Here is a 17,916-nt window from a genome sequence, read left to right as displayed (position 1 = left end):
GTACCGTCGCGGTTCTGCTACCCCGTGGCCATCCCCTGTGGACGACTGCGGCCCCCATCCCGCCGGACGCTCCCCTTACGATGGGCGGCGTCGATGTCGCGGCGAGTGACCGGTCGAGGAGGCACGGTGACGGTGACCACCGGCCCGGGCCCGCACCGGCCGGCCCCGGGCCACGATCCCGCCCCGACCGCCGCGCCGCTCGTGCCGGCACCGCCCGGGTCGGCCGGTCTGTCCGGCCTGGCTGGCCCGATCGGCTCGCCTGGCCCGTCCGGCACCGTGGCCGGCGCGCCGGCACCGCCGGCCGCCCTGCCGCCGTCGCGGAACCCGGCCGGCCGGCGGAGGGGCGCCGGTGTCCGGGCCGGTCAGGTCGTCGCCACGCAGGTGGCGGTGGCCGCCGTGGTCGCGGCCGCCGGCCGGGGCGTGCTGGTGACGTTGGCCGCCGTGGGGGTGGCCGCGCTGCTGCTGCCCCTGGCCTGGGTGCGGCTGCGGGGGCGGTGGCTCTTCGAGTGGCTGGCCACGGGCCTGGGCTACGCCATCCGCCGCCGCGCCCTGCCTCCGGCCGCCGGCCCGGCGGCCCTGCTGGACCTCGTCGACCCCGGCGCGGTCGTGCGTCCCGCCGAGCTGGCCGGCACGCCGGCCGCCGTGCTGGACGACGCCGCCGGGATGGTGGCCGTGCTGGAGGTCGGCGATCCGGCCGACCTGCTCGGCGACGCTCCCCGCGCGCTGCCCGTCCCGGCGTCCCTGCTGCCGGCAGCCGCGCCGGACGGCCCCCCGGTGCGGCTCCAGCTCCTGCTGACGGGCTCTCCGGCGCCGACCGTCGGCGCGGGTGGCGGTGCCGTCGCCACCTCGTACCGGCAGCTCACCGACGGGCGGCTCGCCGGCCGGGAACGGGCCGTGCTCGCCGTGCGGGTGCTGCGTGCCGAGGGCTGGACGGCAGAGGAGCTGCGGCGGGCGCTCGCCGGAACGGTGCGCCGCATCGTGCGCCGGGTCGGGCCCGTCACCGCCCGCCCGCTGGGCGAGCACGCGACGCTGCGGGTGCTGGCGGAGCTGGCCCACCACGACGACCGTCCCGCGCAGGAGTCCTGGCAGGCGGTCCGGGCGGGCGACCTGCTCCAGACCACGTTCCGGCTGCGCCGCTGGCCCGACCCGCGTACCGACGCCGGCAGGCGGCTGGTGACCCGGCTGCTCGCGCTGCCCGCGACGGCGACCAGCGTCTCGCTCGGCGTCGGGCCGTGGGCCGGCACCGATCCCGCGTCGGCGCCGACCGAGCTGGCCGTACGGCTGGCTGCCGCCACCCCGGCGGAGCTCTCGATCGCGGCGCAGGCGCTGCGCCGGCTGGTGGCCGAGGTGGGCGGCGAGGTGCACCGGCTCGACGGCGCGCAGCTCGCCGGGTTGGCCGGCACGCTGCCGCTCGCGGCGGCGGGCGCGGCGGGTCCGGGTCCGGCGCCCGACGGCCTGGAGCTGACCCTCGGCGAGGCGGGGCTGATGGTCGGCACGAACCGGCACGGCGGCGCGGTGACCGTCCGGCTGTTCCGGCCGGAGAGCACCCGGGTGATGCTGGTCGGCGGGATACGCGCGGCGCAGCTGGTGGCGGTGCGGGCCATGGCGCTCGGGGCCCGGGTGGTGGTGCAGACCGCCCGCCCGCGCGGGTGGGAGCCGTTCGTCCGGGGCGTCGGCACCCCCGGCGCGATGATCCCGGTGGTGCCGCCGGGCCGTCCGGTGGGCGAGCCGGGGTCGCCGCTGTGCCCGCTGCTGGTGGTGGTGGACGCCGGTCCCACGCCCGCCGAGCCGGAGCAGGGGTCCCCGTGGCGGACCACGCTGCTGGTGCGCGACGAGTTGACCCCCGCCGACGCCGACGCGTTGGGCCGCGCCGACCTGGCCGTGCTGCAACCGCTCGACCCGGCCGAGGCCGCCGTGGCGGGCGCCGCGCTGGGCCTCGGCGGGTCGGCGGAGTGGCTGACCCGGATCCGGGACGACATGGTCGCGGTGGTCAACCGGCGGGCGCTGCGCTGGGCGCTGCTCTCCCCCACCCCGATCGAGTCGCAGCTGATCGGCCGCCCGTCCCGCCGCTGAGCGGGACGACGGTCGCGGCTTCCGCAGCTTGTCCGTCCGTGGCACGATCCGGCCATGGGTTTCCTCAAAGGGCTGCTGATCCGGCTGGGCAGCACGGCGCTCGCCTTCTGGCTGGCCACGCTGCTCATCCCGGGCATCACGCTGGAGTCGGCGTCCGTCGGCGAGACGGTCGTCACGCTGGTCCTCGTCGCGGTGATCTTCGGCGTGGTCAACGCGGTGCTCCAGCCGATCATCAAGACCGTCGGCTGCGGCTTCTACCTGCTGACCCTCGGGTTGATCGCGCTGGTGGTCAACGGGCTGCTGTTCCTGCTCACGAGCTGGATCGCCGACCAGGCCGGGCTGCCCTTCCACGTCGACGGCTTCTGGCCGGAGGCGGTGCTCGGCGCGCTCTTCGTCGGCATCGTCACGTGGATCCTCGGGGCCGTCCTGGACCGGGACTGACCCGCCTCGACCAGAGGGCGGGAATTGGCCGCTGATCGGGCCGGGTGGCCGGGTTAGCGTCGCGGGCATGTTCACCCTGACGCGCGACGACGGCTACCTGCTCAGCACCGACCCGGCCCGGATCGACCTGGGCCTGGTGCACCACTGGCTCTGCACCGACGCCTATTGGGCGCTCGGGCGGGACCGGGAGACGGTGGCGCGGGCGTTCGCCGGGTCGGTGCCGTTCGGCGTCTACCGCCCGGGTGACGGCCGCCAGGTCGCGGTCGCCCGGGTGGTCACCGACCACACCACCTTCGCCTGGCTATGCGACGTCTACGTCGACCCCGGCGAGCGCGGCCGGGGACTGGGCACCTGGCTGGCCGGGGCGATCCGCGACCACCTCGCCGAGTTGGGCGTACGCCGGATCCTGCTGGCCACCGCCGACGCCCACGCGGTGTACGCCAAGGTCGGGTTCGCCCCGATGACCGATCCGCACCGCTGGATGCAGCTCGACCAGCGGAACCAGCCGGTGAGTCCGGTCACCGGAAAGGAACCGGGTGACCTCCCGGCCCTTACGGTGGAAACGTGACGCCACTCCGCCTCGGCTACCTCTACGGCTTCGTCGCGTACCTGCTCTGGGGGTTCTTCCCGCTCTACCTGCGGCTGATGCGCCCGGCGGGGCCACTGGAGATCCTGGCCCACCGCATCGTCTGGTCGGTGGTGTTCGTCGCCCTGCTGCTGGCGGCGATGCGCAACGTCGGTTTCCTGCGGGCACTGCTGCGCCGGCCCCGGGCACTGGCCGGCATCGGCGTCGCCGCCGCGCTGATCGCGGTGAACTGGGGCACCTACATCTACGGCGTGACCTCCGAGCGGGTGGTGGAGACCGCCCTCGGCTACTTCATCAACCCGCTGGTGGTGGTGCTGCTGGGCGTCACCGTGCTGCGCGAGCGGATGCGGCCCACGCAGTGGGTGGCGCTCGGCATCGGCGGGCTGGCCGTGGCCGTGCTGACCGTCGACTACGGCCGGCTGCCGTACCTGGCGCTGGTGCTGGCGTTCAGCTTCGCCGGATACGGCCTGGCCAAGAAGCAGCTCGGGCTGCCCGCCGCCGAGGGGCTCTTCGTCGAGTCGGCGGTGCTGGCGCTGCCCGCGCTGGGGTACGTGGGTTGGCTCGCCGCCCGCGGCGAGGGCACCTTCGGGGAGGTGTCGGTCGGGCACACCCTGCTGCTGGTGTCGGCGGGGGCGGCGACCGCGATCCCGCTGCTGCTCTTCGCCGGGGCGGCGAACCGGCTGCCGCTGACCGGTCTCGGCATGATCCAGTACCTCGCCCCGATCCTCCAGCTCGGCTGCGGGGTGCTGATCTTCCACGAGCCGATGCCGCCGGCCCGGATCGCCGGCTTCGCCCTGGTCTGGGCCGCGCTGATCGTCTTCACCGTCGACGCCGTCCGCAACTCCCGCCGTACCCGCGCCGCCACCCTCGCCGCCCGCCGGGCCGAGGCCGTCGCCGCGCCCCACTGACCGGCGCGGGTCAGCGGACGTCGTAGACGAGGACGGGGGTGCCGTCTGCGCGCAGCAGCTCCAGCCGGACCAGCTCCGCGTCGGTGAACCGGGTCGCGCCGGTGATCCGCAGGTCGTCGCCGGGAGCGGCGAGCCAGGAACCGATCTGCTCCGTCGCGCCGTCCGGGCCGTGCGCCACCAGCCGGAAGGTGTACGCCTTGGCGTAGCCGGCCTTCGCGTCGTACCCGCAGCGCATCCGCACCTCGGTGCCCCAGTCGGTGCCGTTGAGGGCGATCTCGGCGTGCACCGGCACCGCGCCGGCGACCGGCTGCATGGCGACCATCCGCACCTCGACCGGCGTCGGGCCGGCCGCCTCCCGGGGCAGCAGGGCGGCGGTGCCGACGCCGACGACCAGGGCCGCCACGGCGGCCGCGAGCGTGGTGAGGGCGTACCGGCGGCGGGTGGCCGACCGATCGCGGCGGCGGCGCTCCCGCGCGGCGGCGAGCAGTTCGGGCACCCGGGGGTTCTCCGGCGGCGGCAGGAACTGCTCCAGCCCGGCCGGGTCGAGCCGGCCGAGCAGCCCGGGCAGGACGGCGATCTCGGCGACCGCCTCCCGGCAGGCGGCGCAGCCGGCGAGGTGCCGCTCGTAGGCCATCCGGTCGGCGGGAGCCAGCGCACCCAGCACGTACGCGCCGTCGTCGTGCGCGAACTCGCACCGGGTCATTCCGTCACCCCCATCTCGGCCAGGACCAACCGTAGTGAGCGCAGGGCGTAGTGGGTCCGGGACTTGACCGTGCCGGGCGGCACGCCCAGCCGGGAGGCCGCCTCCGCCACCGACCGCCCCTGGTAGAAGCACTCGACCAGCACCTCCCGGTGGGTGGGGCTGAGCCGGTTCAGCGCCTCGGCGACGGTCCACGCCTCCACCGCGCGTTCCGCCTCGTCCACGGCCTCGGGAGGCTCGGGCAGCTCGTCGGTGTAGACCTCGCCGACCCGGGCGGAGCGGCGCCGCCAGGCGTCGATGGCCAGGTTGCGGGCGGTGGTGAAGAGCCAGGACCGGATCGAGCCGCGCGTCGGGTCGAGCGCCTCCGGGTGCCGCCAGGCCCGCAGCAGCGTCTCCTGCACCAGGTCCTCGGCCCGCTGCCGGTCGCCGTTGACCAGCCGCAGGGCGTGCGCGTACAGCGCCTCCGCGTGCTCGTCGTGCAGCGCGCGGAGCAGTTGGGCGTCGTGGTCGCTGATGGCGGTCTCCTCGCTGTCGGCGCGAGTCCGGCGGTGGCGTTCGCACGGGAATACGTGCCGCCGCCCCGAACGGTTCAGCCGCAGGTCACCGTGGCACCCCCGGCCGAGGTGTTCACGCCCGGTTCATGCCGCCGCCGACGGTCGCTCACCGCGCCCTCCTAGCGTCCGGCGGGTACGCACGCCAGCGGCTGGTCCGGCGTGCACCGACCCCCATCAGGAGGCTCCTTCCATGAGCGACCGTCCCCGGCTGCTCCCGTTGCTGGGCGCCACCCGCCACGGCAGCCGCGACGCCATGACCTGTCTCTACCGGTGCGGCAACGCGTGCGACCACCCGGTGCCCAACACGTCCGACAACGCGTACTTCGGGGACGTGGTGAACGCGGAGGTGTCCCGGCGCGGCGTGGTCCGGGCCGGCGCGGTCGGCGCGCTGGTCCTGGGCTTCGGCGGCGCGGTGGCCGGCGCCGCCCCCGCCGCGGCGGCCCCCGCCACCCCCGTGGTCCCCGGTGCCGCCGGCTTCGACCGCCCCGCCGGCGGCGTCGGCAGCGGCGCGCTGACCTTCAAGCCCGTCCCGCCGAACACCCTCGACAGCCTCGTCGTGCCCAACGGGTACGACCACGCGGTCGTCCTGCGCTGGGGCGACCCGGTGGTGCCGGGCGCTGCCGAGTTCGACGTGCGCGCCCAGAGCGCCGCCGCCCAGGCCCGGCAGTTCGGCTACAACAACGACTTCGTCGGGGTGCTGCCGCTGGACGGGCGCCGCCGCGCGCTGCTCGTGGTCAACCACGAGTACACAAACGAGGACCTCATGTTCCCCGGCTTCAGCAACCAGGACGCGCTGAGCGTCGAGCAGCTGCGGATCGCGATGGCGGCGCACGGCATGTCGGTGGTGGAGCTGGAGCGGGTCGACGGCACCGGGCAGTGGCGGCCGGTCACCAAGGGCCGGCGGCCGTACAACCGGCGGGTCACGGCGCTGGCCACGAAGTTCGAGCTGACCGGGCCGGCCGCCGGCTCGGTCCACCTGCGGACGGCCGCCGACCCGAAGGGCCGTACGGTCGTCGGCACGCTGAACAACTGCGCCGGCGGGGTGACCCCGTGGGGCACGGTGCTCTCCGGCGAGGAGAACTTCAACCAGTACTTCGTCGGCGGCGACGCGGTGGCCGAGGAGGCCAAGCCGAAGCTGGCCCGGTACGGCATCACCACCACGACCCGCTACCCGAGCGGCAGCCGCAAGTGGGAGCGCGCCGACGAGCGGTTCGACCTGGCGAAGCACCCGAACGAGGCAAACCGGCACGGCTGGATCGTCGAGATCGACCCGTACGACCCGGAGAGCCGCCCGCGCAAGCACACCGCGCTGGGCCGGTTCAAGCACGAGGGCGCGAACGTCATCGTCGCCGGGAGCGGGCACGTGGTCGCGTACATGGGCGACGACGAACGGTTCGACTACCTGTACAAGTTCGTCTCCGACAAGAAGTTCATGAAGGGCAACTCCTGGGTGGCCCGCCGGCACAACCTGACCCTGCTGGAGTCGGGCACCCTCTACGTCGCCGAGCTGAAGCAGAGCAGCGCCGGCGAGATCGACGGTTCCGGCAAGCTCCCCTCCGACGGGGCGTTCGACGGCCGGGGCCGGTGGATCAAGCTGGTCAGCGGCAACCGCTCGTACGTCGACGGGATGACGGCCGCCGACGTGCTCACCTTCACCCGGCTGGCCGGCGACAAGGTCGGCGCGACCAAGATGGACCGCCCGGAGGACGTCGAGCCGAGCCTGCTCACCGGCAAGGTGTACGTGGCGCTGACCAACAACACCGACCGGGGCAGGGCCGGCAAGCCGGCCGCCGACGAGGCGAACCCGCGCAACTCGAACAAGCACGGCCAGGTGCTGGAGCTGGTCGAGGACCGTGGCGACAACGCGGGCGAGACCTTCGCCTGGTCGCTGCCGATCGTCGCCGGTGACCCGGCGGACCCGTCGACCTTCTTCGCCGGGTACGACAAGACGAAGGTCTCCCCGATCTCCTGCCCGGACAACGTGGCGTTCGACGCCACCGGGAACCTCTGGATCTCCACGGACGGCAACGCGCTGGGCAGCAACGACGGCCTCTTCGCCACGGCCGTCGAGGGGCCGGAGCGGGGCCACCTGAAGCAGTTCCTCACCGTCCCGGTGGGCGCGGAGGCCTGCGGCCCGTTCATCACCGGGGACAACCGCTCGGTCTTCGTGGCGGTGCAGCACCCGGGCGAACTCAGCGGCGCCTCGGTCGAGAAGCCGGCCTCGAACTGGCCGGACGGCGACTACGCCAAGCCGGGCGTGGTGGTCGCCTGGCGCCTGGACGGCGGGCCGATCGGCAGCTGACCACCCGTCGGGCGGTCCGCCGCCGGACCGCCACCGTGGCCCTCTCCCAGCCGGGGAGAGGGCCACGGCCGTCGCGGCCCAGCCGGGGCGGGGCCGGGTCAGCTGTCGGCGGCCAGGCCGTCGGCGATCGTCCGGGCGACGGTGAGCAGCTTCGCCCGGACCACGCGGGCGGAGGTCATCATCTCGCCGGCCGGCAGCGCGCAGGCCAGCACGACCCGGCGCTCCATGTCCTTGTCGGGGCTGACCAGCACCGCGGCGCAGGCCACGCCCTGCCGGAACTGCCCCAGCTCCAGCTGCATGCCCCGCCGGTCCCCGGCGGCCAGGTCGACCTCGAACGCCTCGGAGGTGGTCAGGGTGGCGGTGGTGAAGGGACGCATGCCGTAGTCGCGCAGGTAGCGGAAGCGCTGCTCGGCGGTCATCGTGGCGAGCAGCGCCTTGCCGAGGGCGGTCGCGTGCGCTCCCTCGTCGAACCCGGGCACCAGGTCCTCCAGGTACGGCGAGCGCGGGCCCTCGGCCACGGCCGTGACCGCCACCTGGCCGCCCACGAACCGGCCGAGGTAGTGGCTGTAGCCGGTGTCCATGGCGGCCCGGCGCAGGCTCTCCCCGACCGCGGGCGGCCCCCGGAACGCCGTCACCAGCTCGCGGTAGCGGTCGGCCACCTCCAGGCCCACGATGTACGTGCCGTCCTCGCGACGGATCACGTAGCCCTCGTAGGCCAGGGTGCGGACCAGGTGGTAGGTCGTCGCCACGGTCAGCTCGCAGCGCCGGGCGATCTGTTTGACGGTGAGCCCCTTCGGGGCGCGACCGACCGACTCGAGCACTCGTAGCGCGCGGGACACGCTCCGGATGAGATCCGAAGGTTCCGCCAAGGGGTCGCGCACAACCACCTCCGCCGCCGGGGACTTACACCATATGAAAAACAGGCCCGGATCGAAATGCCCGTTCGGGTGGAGGATGCCAGATCGTCATGAACGTCGCGTTGCTCGACAGGCACGTTCTGTGACGAAAACCCCGCTCGCGTAGGTTTGCCGGACCATGACCGACATCGCGCTCCAGCCCGCCCCGGGCGTCGCCCCGCCCCGGCCCGCGCGGGCCGTGACCGGGGCCGTCGCCGTCACCATCGCCTGCGTCCTGCCGGTCTTCCTGCTCGGCGGTCTCGCCGTGCAGATGGGCGAGGACCTCGGCTTCTCGCCGGCCGGGCTGGGCCTGGCCGTGTCGGTCTACTTCGGCGTGGGGGCGCTGGCCTCGGTGCCCTCCGGCGTCCTCGCCGAGCGGCACGGGCCGACCGTGGTGGCCCGGGCCGGCATCCTGCTCTCCGCCGCCTGCCTGCTGGCCGTGGCGGGGCTGGCCCGGTCGTACCCGGTCCTGCTCGGGCTGCTCGCGCTCGCCGGCACCGCCAACGCCCTCGGTCAGCTCGCCAGCAACGCCACGCTCGCCCGGCACGTGCCGACCCGCAGGCAGGGGTTGTCGTTCGGGGTGAAGCAGGCCGCCATCCCCGTCGCCACCCTGCTGGCCGGGGCGGCGGTGCCGACCGTGGCGCTGACAGCCGGCTGGCGCTGGGCGTTCGTCGCGGCCGCCGGCGCGGCCCTGGCGGCGCTGCCGGCCGTACCCGCGCGGGAGCCGCGCCCCGCCCGGGCGGCCACCCCGACCCGCGGCGGCCGCGCCACCGCGGCCCTGGTGGTGGTCGGGGCCGCCGGAACCTTCGCCGCGGCCGCCGCGAACGCGCTCGGCACCTTCGTCGTCGACTCCTCCGCCGACCGGGGGCTGTCACCCGGGCTGGCCGGGCTGACCCTGACGCTGGGCAGCGCGGTCTGCGTGGCGGCCCGGGTCGTCGTCGGCTGGCTCGCGGACCGCCGCGCCACCGGGCACGTCGCCCTCATCGCCGGCATGCTCGTGGTCGGCGCGGCCGGGCTCGGCCTGCTCGCGACGGCCGGGCCGGTGCCGCTGGTGGCCGGCGTGCTGCTCGGCTTCGGCCTGGGCTGGGCGTGGCCGGGCCTGATGACCTTCGCGGTGGTCCGGCTGCACCCGCAGGCCCCGGCCGCCGCCACCTCGGTCACCCAGACCGGGGTGTACGCGGGCGGCTGCCTCGGCCCACTCGGCCTCGGTGCCGTGGCCGCACACGCCGGCTACCCGGTGATGTGGCTCGTGGCCGCCGGGTCGATGCTGCTGGCCGCCGCCCTGATGCTCGCCGGCAGTCGCCTGCTCGCCCGCCACTAGCGGACCGGGCGTCAGCTGGTGCGGTCGGCGATGTAGTCGCAGAGGGATTCGAGGGCGCGGCGGGCCGGGCCCTGCGGGAGCGGCGAGAGCTGCTCCCGGGCGTCCTCGGCGTAGCTGCGGACCGTCTCCCGGGCCCGCTTGAGCGCCGGGCTCTCGCGCAGCAGACCGAGCGCCTCGGCGTGCAGGTCGTCGTCGGTCAGCGGCCCGGTGGCCAGGATCTCCCGCAGCCGCACCGAGGCGGCGTCGGCGTCGTCCGAGCCGAGCGCGTAGAGCACCGGCAGGGTCGGCACGCCCTCGCGCAGGTCGGTGCCGGGCGTCTTGCCCGACTCCACCGACTCCGAGGCGATGTCGAGCAGGTCGTCGGAGAGCTGGAAGGCCACGCCGATGGTCTCGCCGTAGCCGGCCAGCGCCTCGGTGTGCTCCGGGGCGGCACCGCCGAACATGCCGCCGAAGCGGGCCGACGTGGCGATCAGCGAACCGGTCTTGCCCGCGATCACGTCGAGGTAGTGGGCCACCGGGTCGTCGCCGGGGCGGGGACCGACGGTCTCGGCGATCTGACCGTGCACCAGCCGCGCGAAGGTGCGCGCCTGGAGGCGTACGGCCTCGATGCCCAGGTCGGCGGCGATGTCGGCGGCGCGGGCGAAGAGATAGTCGCCGACGAGGATGGCGACCGAGTTGGTCCACCGGGAGTTGGCGCTCGGCGCGCCCCGGCGCACGGCGGCCTCGTCCATCACGTCGTCGTGGTAGAGCGTCGCCAGGTGGGTGAGCTCCATCACCACGGCGGCCGGCACGACCTGTGGCCCCGTGGGATCGCCGAACTGGGCGCCCAGCGCCACCAGCAGCGGGCGGAACCGCTTGCCGCCGGCCTCCACGAGGTGCCGGGCGGCCTCCGTCACGAACGGGTCGGCGCTGGCCACGCTCGCCCGCAGCTCGGACTCGACGCCCTCCAACAGGCCCAGCACGGACGCCTCGACGCGGGGATCGGCGAGATAGAGGCCGAGCGCGCCGAACTGACTCGTGCTCACCCTGGTCCGACGGCCGCCGGACCCGGAGGCACCTGAACGCTCGCCAGCCGGATTCACCACGCCATCAACCATGCCACACCCCTCCGACCTGCCAGGGACGGGGGATACGGCGCGGGGGCCGGCACGCCGTGGCGTACCGGCCCCCGCGGGCGTGAGCGTCGGTCATCTGACAAATTCGGCGGCGCCGGTTGCCAGGTCGAGCAGCGGCGCGGGCGCCACACCGAGCACCAGCGTGGCGAGCACGCCGATCATCAGCGCGGCCGAGGTCAGCCCGCCGGGCACGGCGACGGTCGGCGTCGACTCGCCGGGCTCGGAGAGCCACATCATCACCACGACCCGCAGGTACGGGAAGGCCAGCACCATGCTGGTCAGCACGCCGGCGATCACCAGCCACGCCTGCCCGCCCTCGAGCGCCGGGCCGAAGACCGCGAACTTGCTCGTGAAGCCGCTGGTCAGCGGGATTCCGGCGAAGGCCAGCAGGATGAAGGTGAAGATCCCGGCGTAGAACGGCGAACGCCGTCCCAGCCCGGCCCAGCGGGACAGGTGGGTGGCCTCCCCGTCGGCGTCGCGCACCAGGGTCACCACGGCGAACGCGGCGAGCACCGAGAAGCCGTACGCGACCAGGTAGAACATCGTCCCGGAGATCCCGTCGGCGCCCGGCGCCAGCACGCCGACCAGCAGGTAACCGGCGTTGGCGATGGAGGAGTACGCCAGCAGCCGCTTGATGTCGGTCTGCGTGACGGCCAGCACCGCGCCGACCAGCATGGTCAGCACCGCCACGACGCCGAGGACGGGGGTGAAGTCCCACCGGGCCCCGTCGAACGCGACGTGGAACACCCGCAGCAGGGCGCCGAACGCGGCGACCTTCGTGCAGGCGGCCATGAGACCGGTGACCGGGGTCGGCGCGCCCTGGTAGACGTCCGGGGTCCAGACGTGGAAGGGGGCCGCCGCCGCCTTGAAGAGCAGCCCGATGGCGAGCAGCGCCATGCCGGCGAAGAGCAGCACCGGGCTGGCCGGGGAGTTCTCGACCGCGGCGTCGATGGTGGCGAAGTCGACACCCGCCTGCCGACCCGGGATGCCCGCCGTGAAGCCGTAGATCAGGGCCACGCCGAACAGGAAGAAGGCCGAGGCGTACGCGCCGAGCATGAAGTACTTCAGCGCGGCCTCCTGGCTCAGCAGCCGCCGGCGGCGGGCCAGCGCGCAGAGCAGGTAGAGCGGCAGCGAGAAGACCTCGAGCGCGATGAACATGGTCAGCAGGTCGTTCGCCGCCACGAAGATCAGCATGCCGCCGATCGCGAACGTCGTCAGCGGGTAGACCTCGGTGAGTCCGTTCTTGCCCTCGGCCTGCCGCCGGTCGTCGGCCGACTCGGCGGTGACGGCGGCCTGGGCGACGAACGCCCCGCCCCGCTCCACCGAACGCTCGCCGATGAGCAGCAGCGCCATCGCGGCGAGGACCAGGATCGCGCCCTGGAGGAAGAGCGTCGGCCCGTCCACCGCGATCGCCCCGCCGATCGTGATCTTCCGCTCGTCGGCCGCCAGCACCACCATGGTCAGCGCGGCGAGCACCGCCAGCAGGGCCATCGACAGCTGGACCACGTGCCGGAGCCGGCGGGGCACGAACGCCTCGACCAGCACACCCAGCAGAGCGGCGCCCAGCATGATCAGGGTCGGAGCGAGCGCCGCGTAGTCGATCGACGGCAACTTGAGCTCGGTCACTGCGCAAACCTTTCGTTCGCGACTGCGGGGCTCACTCGCTCCGCTCGTTCACTCCTCGCGCTCACCGCTGCAAACCTTTCGTTCGCGACTGCGGGGCTCGCAAGCTCGCTCCTCGCGCTCACTTTGCCGCCTCCTGGACGGTTCCGCCCGACGTCGGGGCGGGGTCGGTCCGGCCGACGTCCTGCATGGTCGCCTGCACGGCCGGGTTGATCACATCGGTGACCGGCTTCGGGTAGAAGCCGAGCAGCACGATCAGCGCGATCAGCGGCGCGACCACGAACTTCTCGCGCAGGTTCAGGTCACGCTTCATGCCGTCGATCTGGGTGAGCGCCGGGTTGAGCGTGCCCTGGGTGGTGCGCTGCACCATCCACAGCACGTACGCGGCGGCCAGGATGATGCCGAGCGTCGCGATCACCGCGACCGGCTTGTTCACCGTGAACGTGCCGATCAGCACCAGGAACTCGGAGACGAACGGCGCGGTGCCGGGCAGCGCGAGCGAGGCCAGACCGGCGAAGAAGAGCACTCCGGCCAGGATCGGCACCAGCTTGCCTGCGCCGCCGAAGTCGCTGATCAGCGCCGAGCCCCGCCGGGCGATGAGCATGCCCACCACCAGGAAGAGCAGGCCGGTGGCGAGCCCGTGGTTGACCATGTAGAGCACCGCGCCGGTGCCGGCCTGCGTGGTGAAGGCGAAGATGCCCACCCCGATGAAGCCGAAGTGCGCGATCGAGGTGTACGACACCAGCCGCTTCAGGTCGTTCTGGCCGACCGCCAGCAGCGCGGCGTAGATGATGCCGATCACGCCCAGCGCCAGCGCCCACGGGGCGAACCACTTGGCCGCGTCCGGGAACAGCGGCAGGCAGTAGCGCAGGATGCCGAACGTGCCGACCTTGTCGAGCACGCCGACGAGCAGCGCCGCCGCACCCGCCGGGGCCGCGCCACCGGCGTCCGGCAGCCAGGTGTGGAACGGGAAGAACGGCGCCTTGATCGCGAACGCCAGGAAGAAACCGAGGAACAGCCAACGCTCCGTGCCGGTGGAGATGTCCACCTGGGACAGCGCCTGCCAGTCGAAGGTCTTCCCGCCGACGACCCAGAGGCCGATCACCGCGGCGAGCATGAACAGACCGCCGACCAGCGAGTAGAGGAAGAACTTAACGGCCGCGTACTGCCGCTGGTGGCCGCCGTAGCTGCCGATGAGGAAGTACATCGGCACCAGCATGACCTCGAAGAACACGTAGAACAGGAACACGTCGGCGGCGGCGAAGACGCCGATCATCGTGCACTCGAGGACGAGCAGCAGGGCGAAGTAGACCGGCACCGACCGCTTGGACGACTCGGCGTCGTGCCAGGACGCCAGGATCACCAGCGGTACGAGCACCGCGATCAGCATCAGCATCACCAGCGCGATGCCGTCGGCGGCGAAGGTGAAGCTGACGCCCCAGTTCGGAATCCAGGTGTAGGACTCACGGAACTGGAAGCGGTCGCCACCAACCTCGAAGGTCACCCACATGACCACCGACAGCACCAGCACCAGCAGCGACCAGCCGAGCGCCACCTGCTTGGCCAACTCCGGCCGGCTGCGCGGCAGGAAGGCCACCACCAGGGCGCCGACCAGCGGTGCCACGGTGAGCACCGAGAGGAACGGGAAGTCGGACATTATGCGGCCTTACCTCCGTCGTCACTGCGCGGTCCGCCGGAGACGGCCGCCTGGAAGAGGTCGATCACGCCAGCCACCCCGCCTCGACGGCCAGGAACGCCGCCAGGACCAGCAGCGCGCCGGTCAGGATCGAGGTGGCGTACGACCGGACGAAGCCCGTCTGGAGCCGCCGGAGTCGACCCGAGCCGCCACCGATCCCCGCCGCGAGGCCGTTGACCAGCCCGTCGACGCCCCGGTTGTCGAGGTAGACCAGTGCCCGGGTGAGGAAGATGCCCGGCTTCTCGAAGATCGCCTCGTTGACCGCGTCCGTGTAGAGGTTGCGGCGGGCGGCGGTGACCAGTACCCCGGCCGGCTGCGGCGCGGTGGCCGTGCCGCTCCGGAACAGGAACCAGGCCAGCCCGGCACCGAGCACGGTGACCAGGATCGACAGGATCGTGATCACGGTGTGCGAGAGCACCGGGTGGTGCTCCCCCTCTGCCGCACCGAGTCCGGCCGTGGCGGTGAGCCAGTCCGGCACCGAGGTGGAGAGCAGCCAGCCCGCCCCCACCGAGCCGACCGCCAGCAGGATCAGCGGGATGGTCATCAGCTTCGGCGACTCGTGCGGCTGCCCGATGTCCTCGGTCCAGCGCTTCGGCCCGTGGAAGGTGAGCACGAAGAGCCGGGTCATGTAGAACGCGGTGAGCCCGGCACCGAGCAGGGCCGCGCCGCCGAAGAGCCAGGCGGTCCAGTCCTCCCGCTCGAACGCCGCCACGATGATCGGCTCCTTGGAGAAGAAGCCGGACAGCGGCGGGATGCCGATGATCGCGAGCCAGCCCGTCATGAAGGTGATCCAGGTGACCTTCATGTACTTCGACAGCCCACCGAACCGGCGGATGTCGACCTGGTCGTTCATGCCGTGCATGACCGAGCCGGCGCCGAGGAACATGTTGGCCTTGAAGAAGCCGTGCGCCAGCAGGTGCACGATCGCCAGCGCGTAGGCGCCACCGCCGAGGCCGACGCCGAGGAACATGTAGCCGATCTGGCTCACGGTCGACCAGGCCAGCACGCGCTTGATGTCGTCCTTGGCCGCGCCGATGATGCAGCCGATCAGCAGCGTCAGTGCGCCGACGCTCACCACCACCAGCTGGAGGGTGGAGTTGGCCGAGAAGATCGGGTTCGACCGGGCGATCAGGTAGACGCCGGCGGTGACCATGGTCGCGGCGTGGATGAGCGCCGACACGGGGGTCGGGCCCTCCATCGCGTCCGGCAGCCACGCCTGGAGCGGGAACTGGCCGGACTTGCCGGTCGCGCCGAGCAGCAGCAGCAGGCCGAGCACCAGCACCGTGGTCGCGGTCAGCGAGCCGACCCCGTTGAAGACCTCGTCGTACTGGGTGGTGCCGAGGCTGGCGAACATGATGAAGATGCCGATCGCCAGGCCGGCGTCGCCGACCCGGTTCATCAGGAACGCCTTCTTGCCGGCGGTGGCGGCGCTGGGCCGCTCGTACCAGAAGGAGATCAGCAGGTACGACGCCAGACCGACGCCCTCCCAGCCGAAGTAGAGCATCACGTAGTTGTTGCCGAGCACCAGCAGCAGCATGGCGGCGACGAACAGGTTGAAGTAGGCGAAGAACCGCCTACGCCCCGCGTCGTGCGACATGTACTCGACCGCGTAGAGGTGGATCAGGAAGCCCACGCCGGTGATCAGCAGCACGAAGACGGCGGCCAGCGGGTCGAAGAGCAGACCGAAGTCCACCCGCAGGTCGCCGACCGTGATGAAGTCCCACAGGCTCAGCTCGACCGACTTGTTCTCCAGGCCACGCAACTGGAGGAAGTAGGTCAGGCCCAGCACGAACGCGGCGCCGATGGCGGCCACCCCGAGCCAGTGCCCCCAGCGGTCCGCCCGCCGGCCGAGCAGCAGCAGGACCGCCGCGCTGAGCAGCGGAATCGCCACCAGCAGCCAGACGCTGCCCAGCAGCCCGTCCGCCGTCGCGTAGGCGACGGTGCCCACCGGCTCAGCCGGGGCGTTCGTCAGAATCGTTCCCACCGCAGGACCCCTCAGTACTTCAGCAGGTTGGCGTCGTCGACACTCGCGGAGCGTCGGGTCCGGAAGATCGCCATGATGATCGCGAGCCCGACCACGACCTCGGCCGCCGCCACCACCATCACGAAGAACGCCATGATCTGGCCGTTGAGGTCACCGTTGATCCGGCTGAAGGTGACCAGCGTCAGGTTGGCCGCGTTGAGCATCAGCTCGATGCACATGAAGAGCACGATCGCGTTGCGCCGGATGAGCACACCGACCGCGCCGATGGTGAAGAGCACCGCGGCCAGCACCAGGTAGTAGTCCGGCGTCACTTTTCCGTCCCCTTCAGGGTCGTCTCCCGGGCGTCCAGCTCGCGCACCGGCAGGATCTCCGGGGTGCTCCGCTCGGTCAGCCGGCCGTCCGGCAGACGGGCCGGGGTGGCCACGGAGGAGGAGGTCGCGTAGACGCCCGGGCCGGGCTTCGGGCCCGGGTAGTTGCCCGGGGCGAAGCGCGCCCGCATCGTCTTCGGCTGGTCCAGCCTGTCCTCCTTGCGCCGCTCGATGTGGGCCAGGACCATCGCGCCGATGGCGGCCGTGATGAGCAGCGCCGAGGTGAGCTCGAACGCGAAGACGTACTTGGTGAAGAGCAGCCGGGCGATGCCCTGCACGTTGCCCTCGGCGTTGGCCTGCTCCAGGCCGACCGCCGTGGTGCCCTCCAGCGCGCGCCACAGCCCGCCGCCGGCCAGGCCGGCGAAGCCGAGCCCGAGCACCACCGCCGCGACCCGTTGGCCGCGCAGCGTCTCGATCAACGAGTCCGAGGCGTCGCGGCCCACCAGCATCAGCACGAACAGGAAGAGCATCATGATCGCGCCGGTGTAGACGATGATCTGCACCATGCCGATGAACGGCCCGGCCTGCAGGACGTAGAACACGCCCAGGCAGAGCATCGTCAGCACCAGCCAGAGGGCCGAGTGCACGGCGTTGCGCGCCGCGACCATCCCGATCGCGCCGATCAGCGCCAGCGGAGCCAGGATGTAGAAGGTCACCTGCTCCCCGCTGGAGACCTCGCCCGCCGCGGCGAGCACCGTCTGCGTGGTCATGCTCCGTCTCCCTTGGCGGCTGCCGCCCGCTGGGCGTGCTGCTCGGCGCCCGGGAAGGTCACACCGGGGTGCTCCTCCACCTGGTACCGGCCCGGGTTGTTGGCCGAGTGCTCCGCGCCGGCCGAGGTGCCCGGGTTGGTCAGCGCGCCGACGTAGTAGTCCTTCTCGCTGTCGCCGAGTCGCATCGGGTGCGGCGGCTGCTCCATGCCCGGCAGCAGCGGCGCGAGCAGCTGCTCCTTCGTGAAGATCAGATCCTGCCGGTTGTCCCGGGCCAGCTCGTACTCGTTGCTCATGGTGAGCGAGCGGGTCGGGCAGGCCTCGATGCAGAGCCCGCAGAAGATGCAGCGGGCGTAGTTGATCTGGTAGATGCTGGCGTACCGCTCACCCGGCGAGAAGCGCTGCTCGTCGGTGTTGTCGCCGCCCTCGACGTAGATCGCGTCCGCCGGGCAGGCCCAGGCGCACAGCTCGCAGCCGATGCACTTCTCCAGCCCGTCCGGGTGCCGGTTGAGGATGTGCCGCCCGTGGTAGCGCGGCGCCGACACCGGCGGCTTGAACGGGTAGTCGGTGGTGATGACCTTCTTGAACATGTGCGAGAAGGTGACACCGAATCCCTTGAACGTTCCGGTGATCGCGCCCACG

Annotated in this window: 16 protein-coding genes; 6 read left to right on the top strand and 10 right to left on the bottom strand. The window is 72.8% G+C overall.

Annotation, left to right across the window (positions count from 1 at the left end):
• The first annotated feature begins 306 nt into the window (after positions 1-306).
• The 4 genes from eccE (at position 307) to rarD (ending at position 4,008) form a co-directional block, all read left to right on the top strand.
• On the top strand, positions 307-2,073 hold the full coding sequence (eccE, locus tag ABZ573_RS01365) for a type VII secretion protein EccE (RefSeq protein WP_358116064.1): 1,767 nt from the start codon (positions 307-309) through the stop codon (positions 2,071-2,073).
• 54 nt (positions 2,074-2,127) lie between these two features.
• On the top strand, positions 2,128-2,514 hold the full coding sequence (locus tag ABZ573_RS01360; RefSeq protein WP_358114541.1) for a phage holin family protein: 387 nt from the start codon (positions 2,128-2,130) through the stop codon (positions 2,512-2,514).
• 67 nt (positions 2,515-2,581) lie between these two features.
• The gene (locus tag ABZ573_RS01355) at positions 2,582-3,082 is read left to right on the top strand and encodes a GNAT family N-acetyltransferase (protein WP_327030279.1); all 501 of its coding nucleotides are present in this window, start codon (positions 2,582-2,584) and stop codon (positions 3,080-3,082) included.
• Positions 3,079-4,008 (top strand): EamA family transporter RarD, encoded by a 930-nt coding sequence (rarD, locus tag ABZ573_RS01350; RefSeq protein ID WP_327030278.1) that lies wholly within the window; start codon positions 3,079-3,081, stop codon positions 4,006-4,008. The genes ABZ573_RS01355 and rarD overlap by 4 nt, the downstream gene beginning before the upstream one ends.
• A 10-nt stretch (positions 4,009-4,018) precedes the next feature.
• On the opposite strand, the gene ABZ573_RS01345 is transcribed toward rarD, so the two are convergent.
• Positions 4,019-4,711, bottom strand: coding sequence for a zf-HC2 domain-containing protein (locus ABZ573_RS01345; protein WP_358114537.1), 693 nt, complete (start codon positions 4,709-4,711; stop codon positions 4,019-4,021).
• Positions 4,708-5,202, bottom strand: coding sequence for a sigma-70 family RNA polymerase sigma factor (locus tag ABZ573_RS01340; RefSeq protein WP_255474788.1), 495 nt, complete (start codon positions 5,200-5,202; stop codon positions 4,708-4,710). The genes ABZ573_RS01345 and ABZ573_RS01340 overlap by 4 nt, the downstream gene beginning before the upstream one ends.
• Before the next feature lie 250 nt (positions 5,203-5,452).
• Here ABZ573_RS01340 and ABZ573_RS01335 point away from each other — a divergent pair, with 250 nt between their 5' ends.
• Positions 5,453-7,564, top strand: coding sequence for a PhoX family phosphatase (locus ABZ573_RS01335; protein WP_358114534.1), 2,112 nt, complete (start codon positions 5,453-5,455; stop codon positions 7,562-7,564).
• Between the two features lie 98 nt (positions 7,565-7,662).
• Here ABZ573_RS01335 and ABZ573_RS01330 read toward each other — a convergent pair whose 3' ends face one another.
• Positions 7,663-8,445: a helix-turn-helix domain-containing protein gene (locus tag ABZ573_RS01330; protein WP_151454895.1), complete on the bottom strand. Its 783-nt coding sequence runs from the start codon at positions 8,443-8,445 to the stop codon at positions 7,663-7,665.
• A 154-nt stretch (positions 8,446-8,599) separates the two neighbouring features.
• On the opposite strand from ABZ573_RS01330, the gene ABZ573_RS01325 reads away from it, so the two are divergent.
• On the top strand, positions 8,600-9,781 hold the full coding sequence (locus ABZ573_RS01325) for an MFS transporter (protein WP_358114531.1): 1,182 nt from the start codon (positions 8,600-8,602) through the stop codon (positions 9,779-9,781).
• Between the two features lie 11 nt (positions 9,782-9,792).
• On the opposite strand, the gene ABZ573_RS01320 is transcribed toward ABZ573_RS01325, so the two are convergent.
• From ABZ573_RS01320 to nuoI, 7 genes are all read right to left on the bottom strand, one after another.
• Positions 9,793-10,878 (bottom strand): polyprenyl synthetase family protein, encoded by a 1,086-nt coding sequence (locus ABZ573_RS01320; RefSeq protein WP_132232098.1) that lies wholly within the window; start codon positions 10,876-10,878, stop codon positions 9,793-9,795.
• 90 nt (positions 10,879-10,968) lie between these two features.
• Positions 10,969-12,522: an NADH-quinone oxidoreductase subunit NuoN gene (gene nuoN / locus ABZ573_RS01315; protein ID WP_151454893.1), complete on the bottom strand. Its 1,554-nt coding sequence runs from the start codon at positions 12,520-12,522 to the stop codon at positions 10,969-10,971.
• Between the two features lie 118 nt (positions 12,523-12,640).
• Entirely contained in the window at positions 12,641-14,176 is a 1,536-nt protein-coding gene (locus ABZ573_RS01310; RefSeq protein ID WP_132232102.1) for an NADH-quinone oxidoreductase subunit M, read from the bottom strand.
• 64 nt (positions 14,177-14,240) lie between these two features.
• Entirely contained in the window at positions 14,241-16,199 is a 1,959-nt protein-coding gene (nuoL, locus tag ABZ573_RS01305; protein WP_192581415.1) for an NADH-quinone oxidoreductase subunit L, read from the bottom strand.
• Between the two features lie 11 nt (positions 16,200-16,210).
• Positions 16,211-16,510 carry an NADH-quinone oxidoreductase subunit NuoK gene (gene nuoK, locus ABZ573_RS01300; protein WP_132232104.1) on the bottom strand — a complete coding sequence of 100 codons (300 nt, stop codon included), beginning with the start codon at positions 16,508-16,510 and terminating at the stop codon, positions 16,211-16,213.
• Positions 16,507-17,277 (bottom strand): NADH-quinone oxidoreductase subunit J, encoded by a 771-nt coding sequence (locus ABZ573_RS01295; RefSeq protein WP_327030274.1) that lies wholly within the window; start codon positions 17,275-17,277, stop codon positions 16,507-16,509. Before ABZ573_RS01295 ends, nuoK begins: the two co-directional genes overlap by 4 nt.
• Positions 17,274-17,915, bottom strand: a complete 642-nt coding sequence (gene nuoI, locus ABZ573_RS01290) for an NADH-quinone oxidoreductase subunit NuoI (protein WP_089002426.1) — start codon at positions 17,913-17,915, stop codon at positions 17,274-17,276. The genes ABZ573_RS01295 and nuoI overlap by 4 nt, the downstream gene beginning before the upstream one ends.
• Position 17,916 lies beyond the last annotated feature (1 nt).

The organism is Micromonospora sp. NPDC007220 (assembly GCF_040634035.1).
Classification (GTDB): domain Bacteria; phylum Actinomycetota; class Actinomycetes; order Mycobacteriales; family Micromonosporaceae; genus Micromonospora; species Micromonospora reichwaldensis.
Note: the sequence above shows the minus strand (reverse complement) of the source record. Positions and strands in the feature narration are given on the sequence as shown.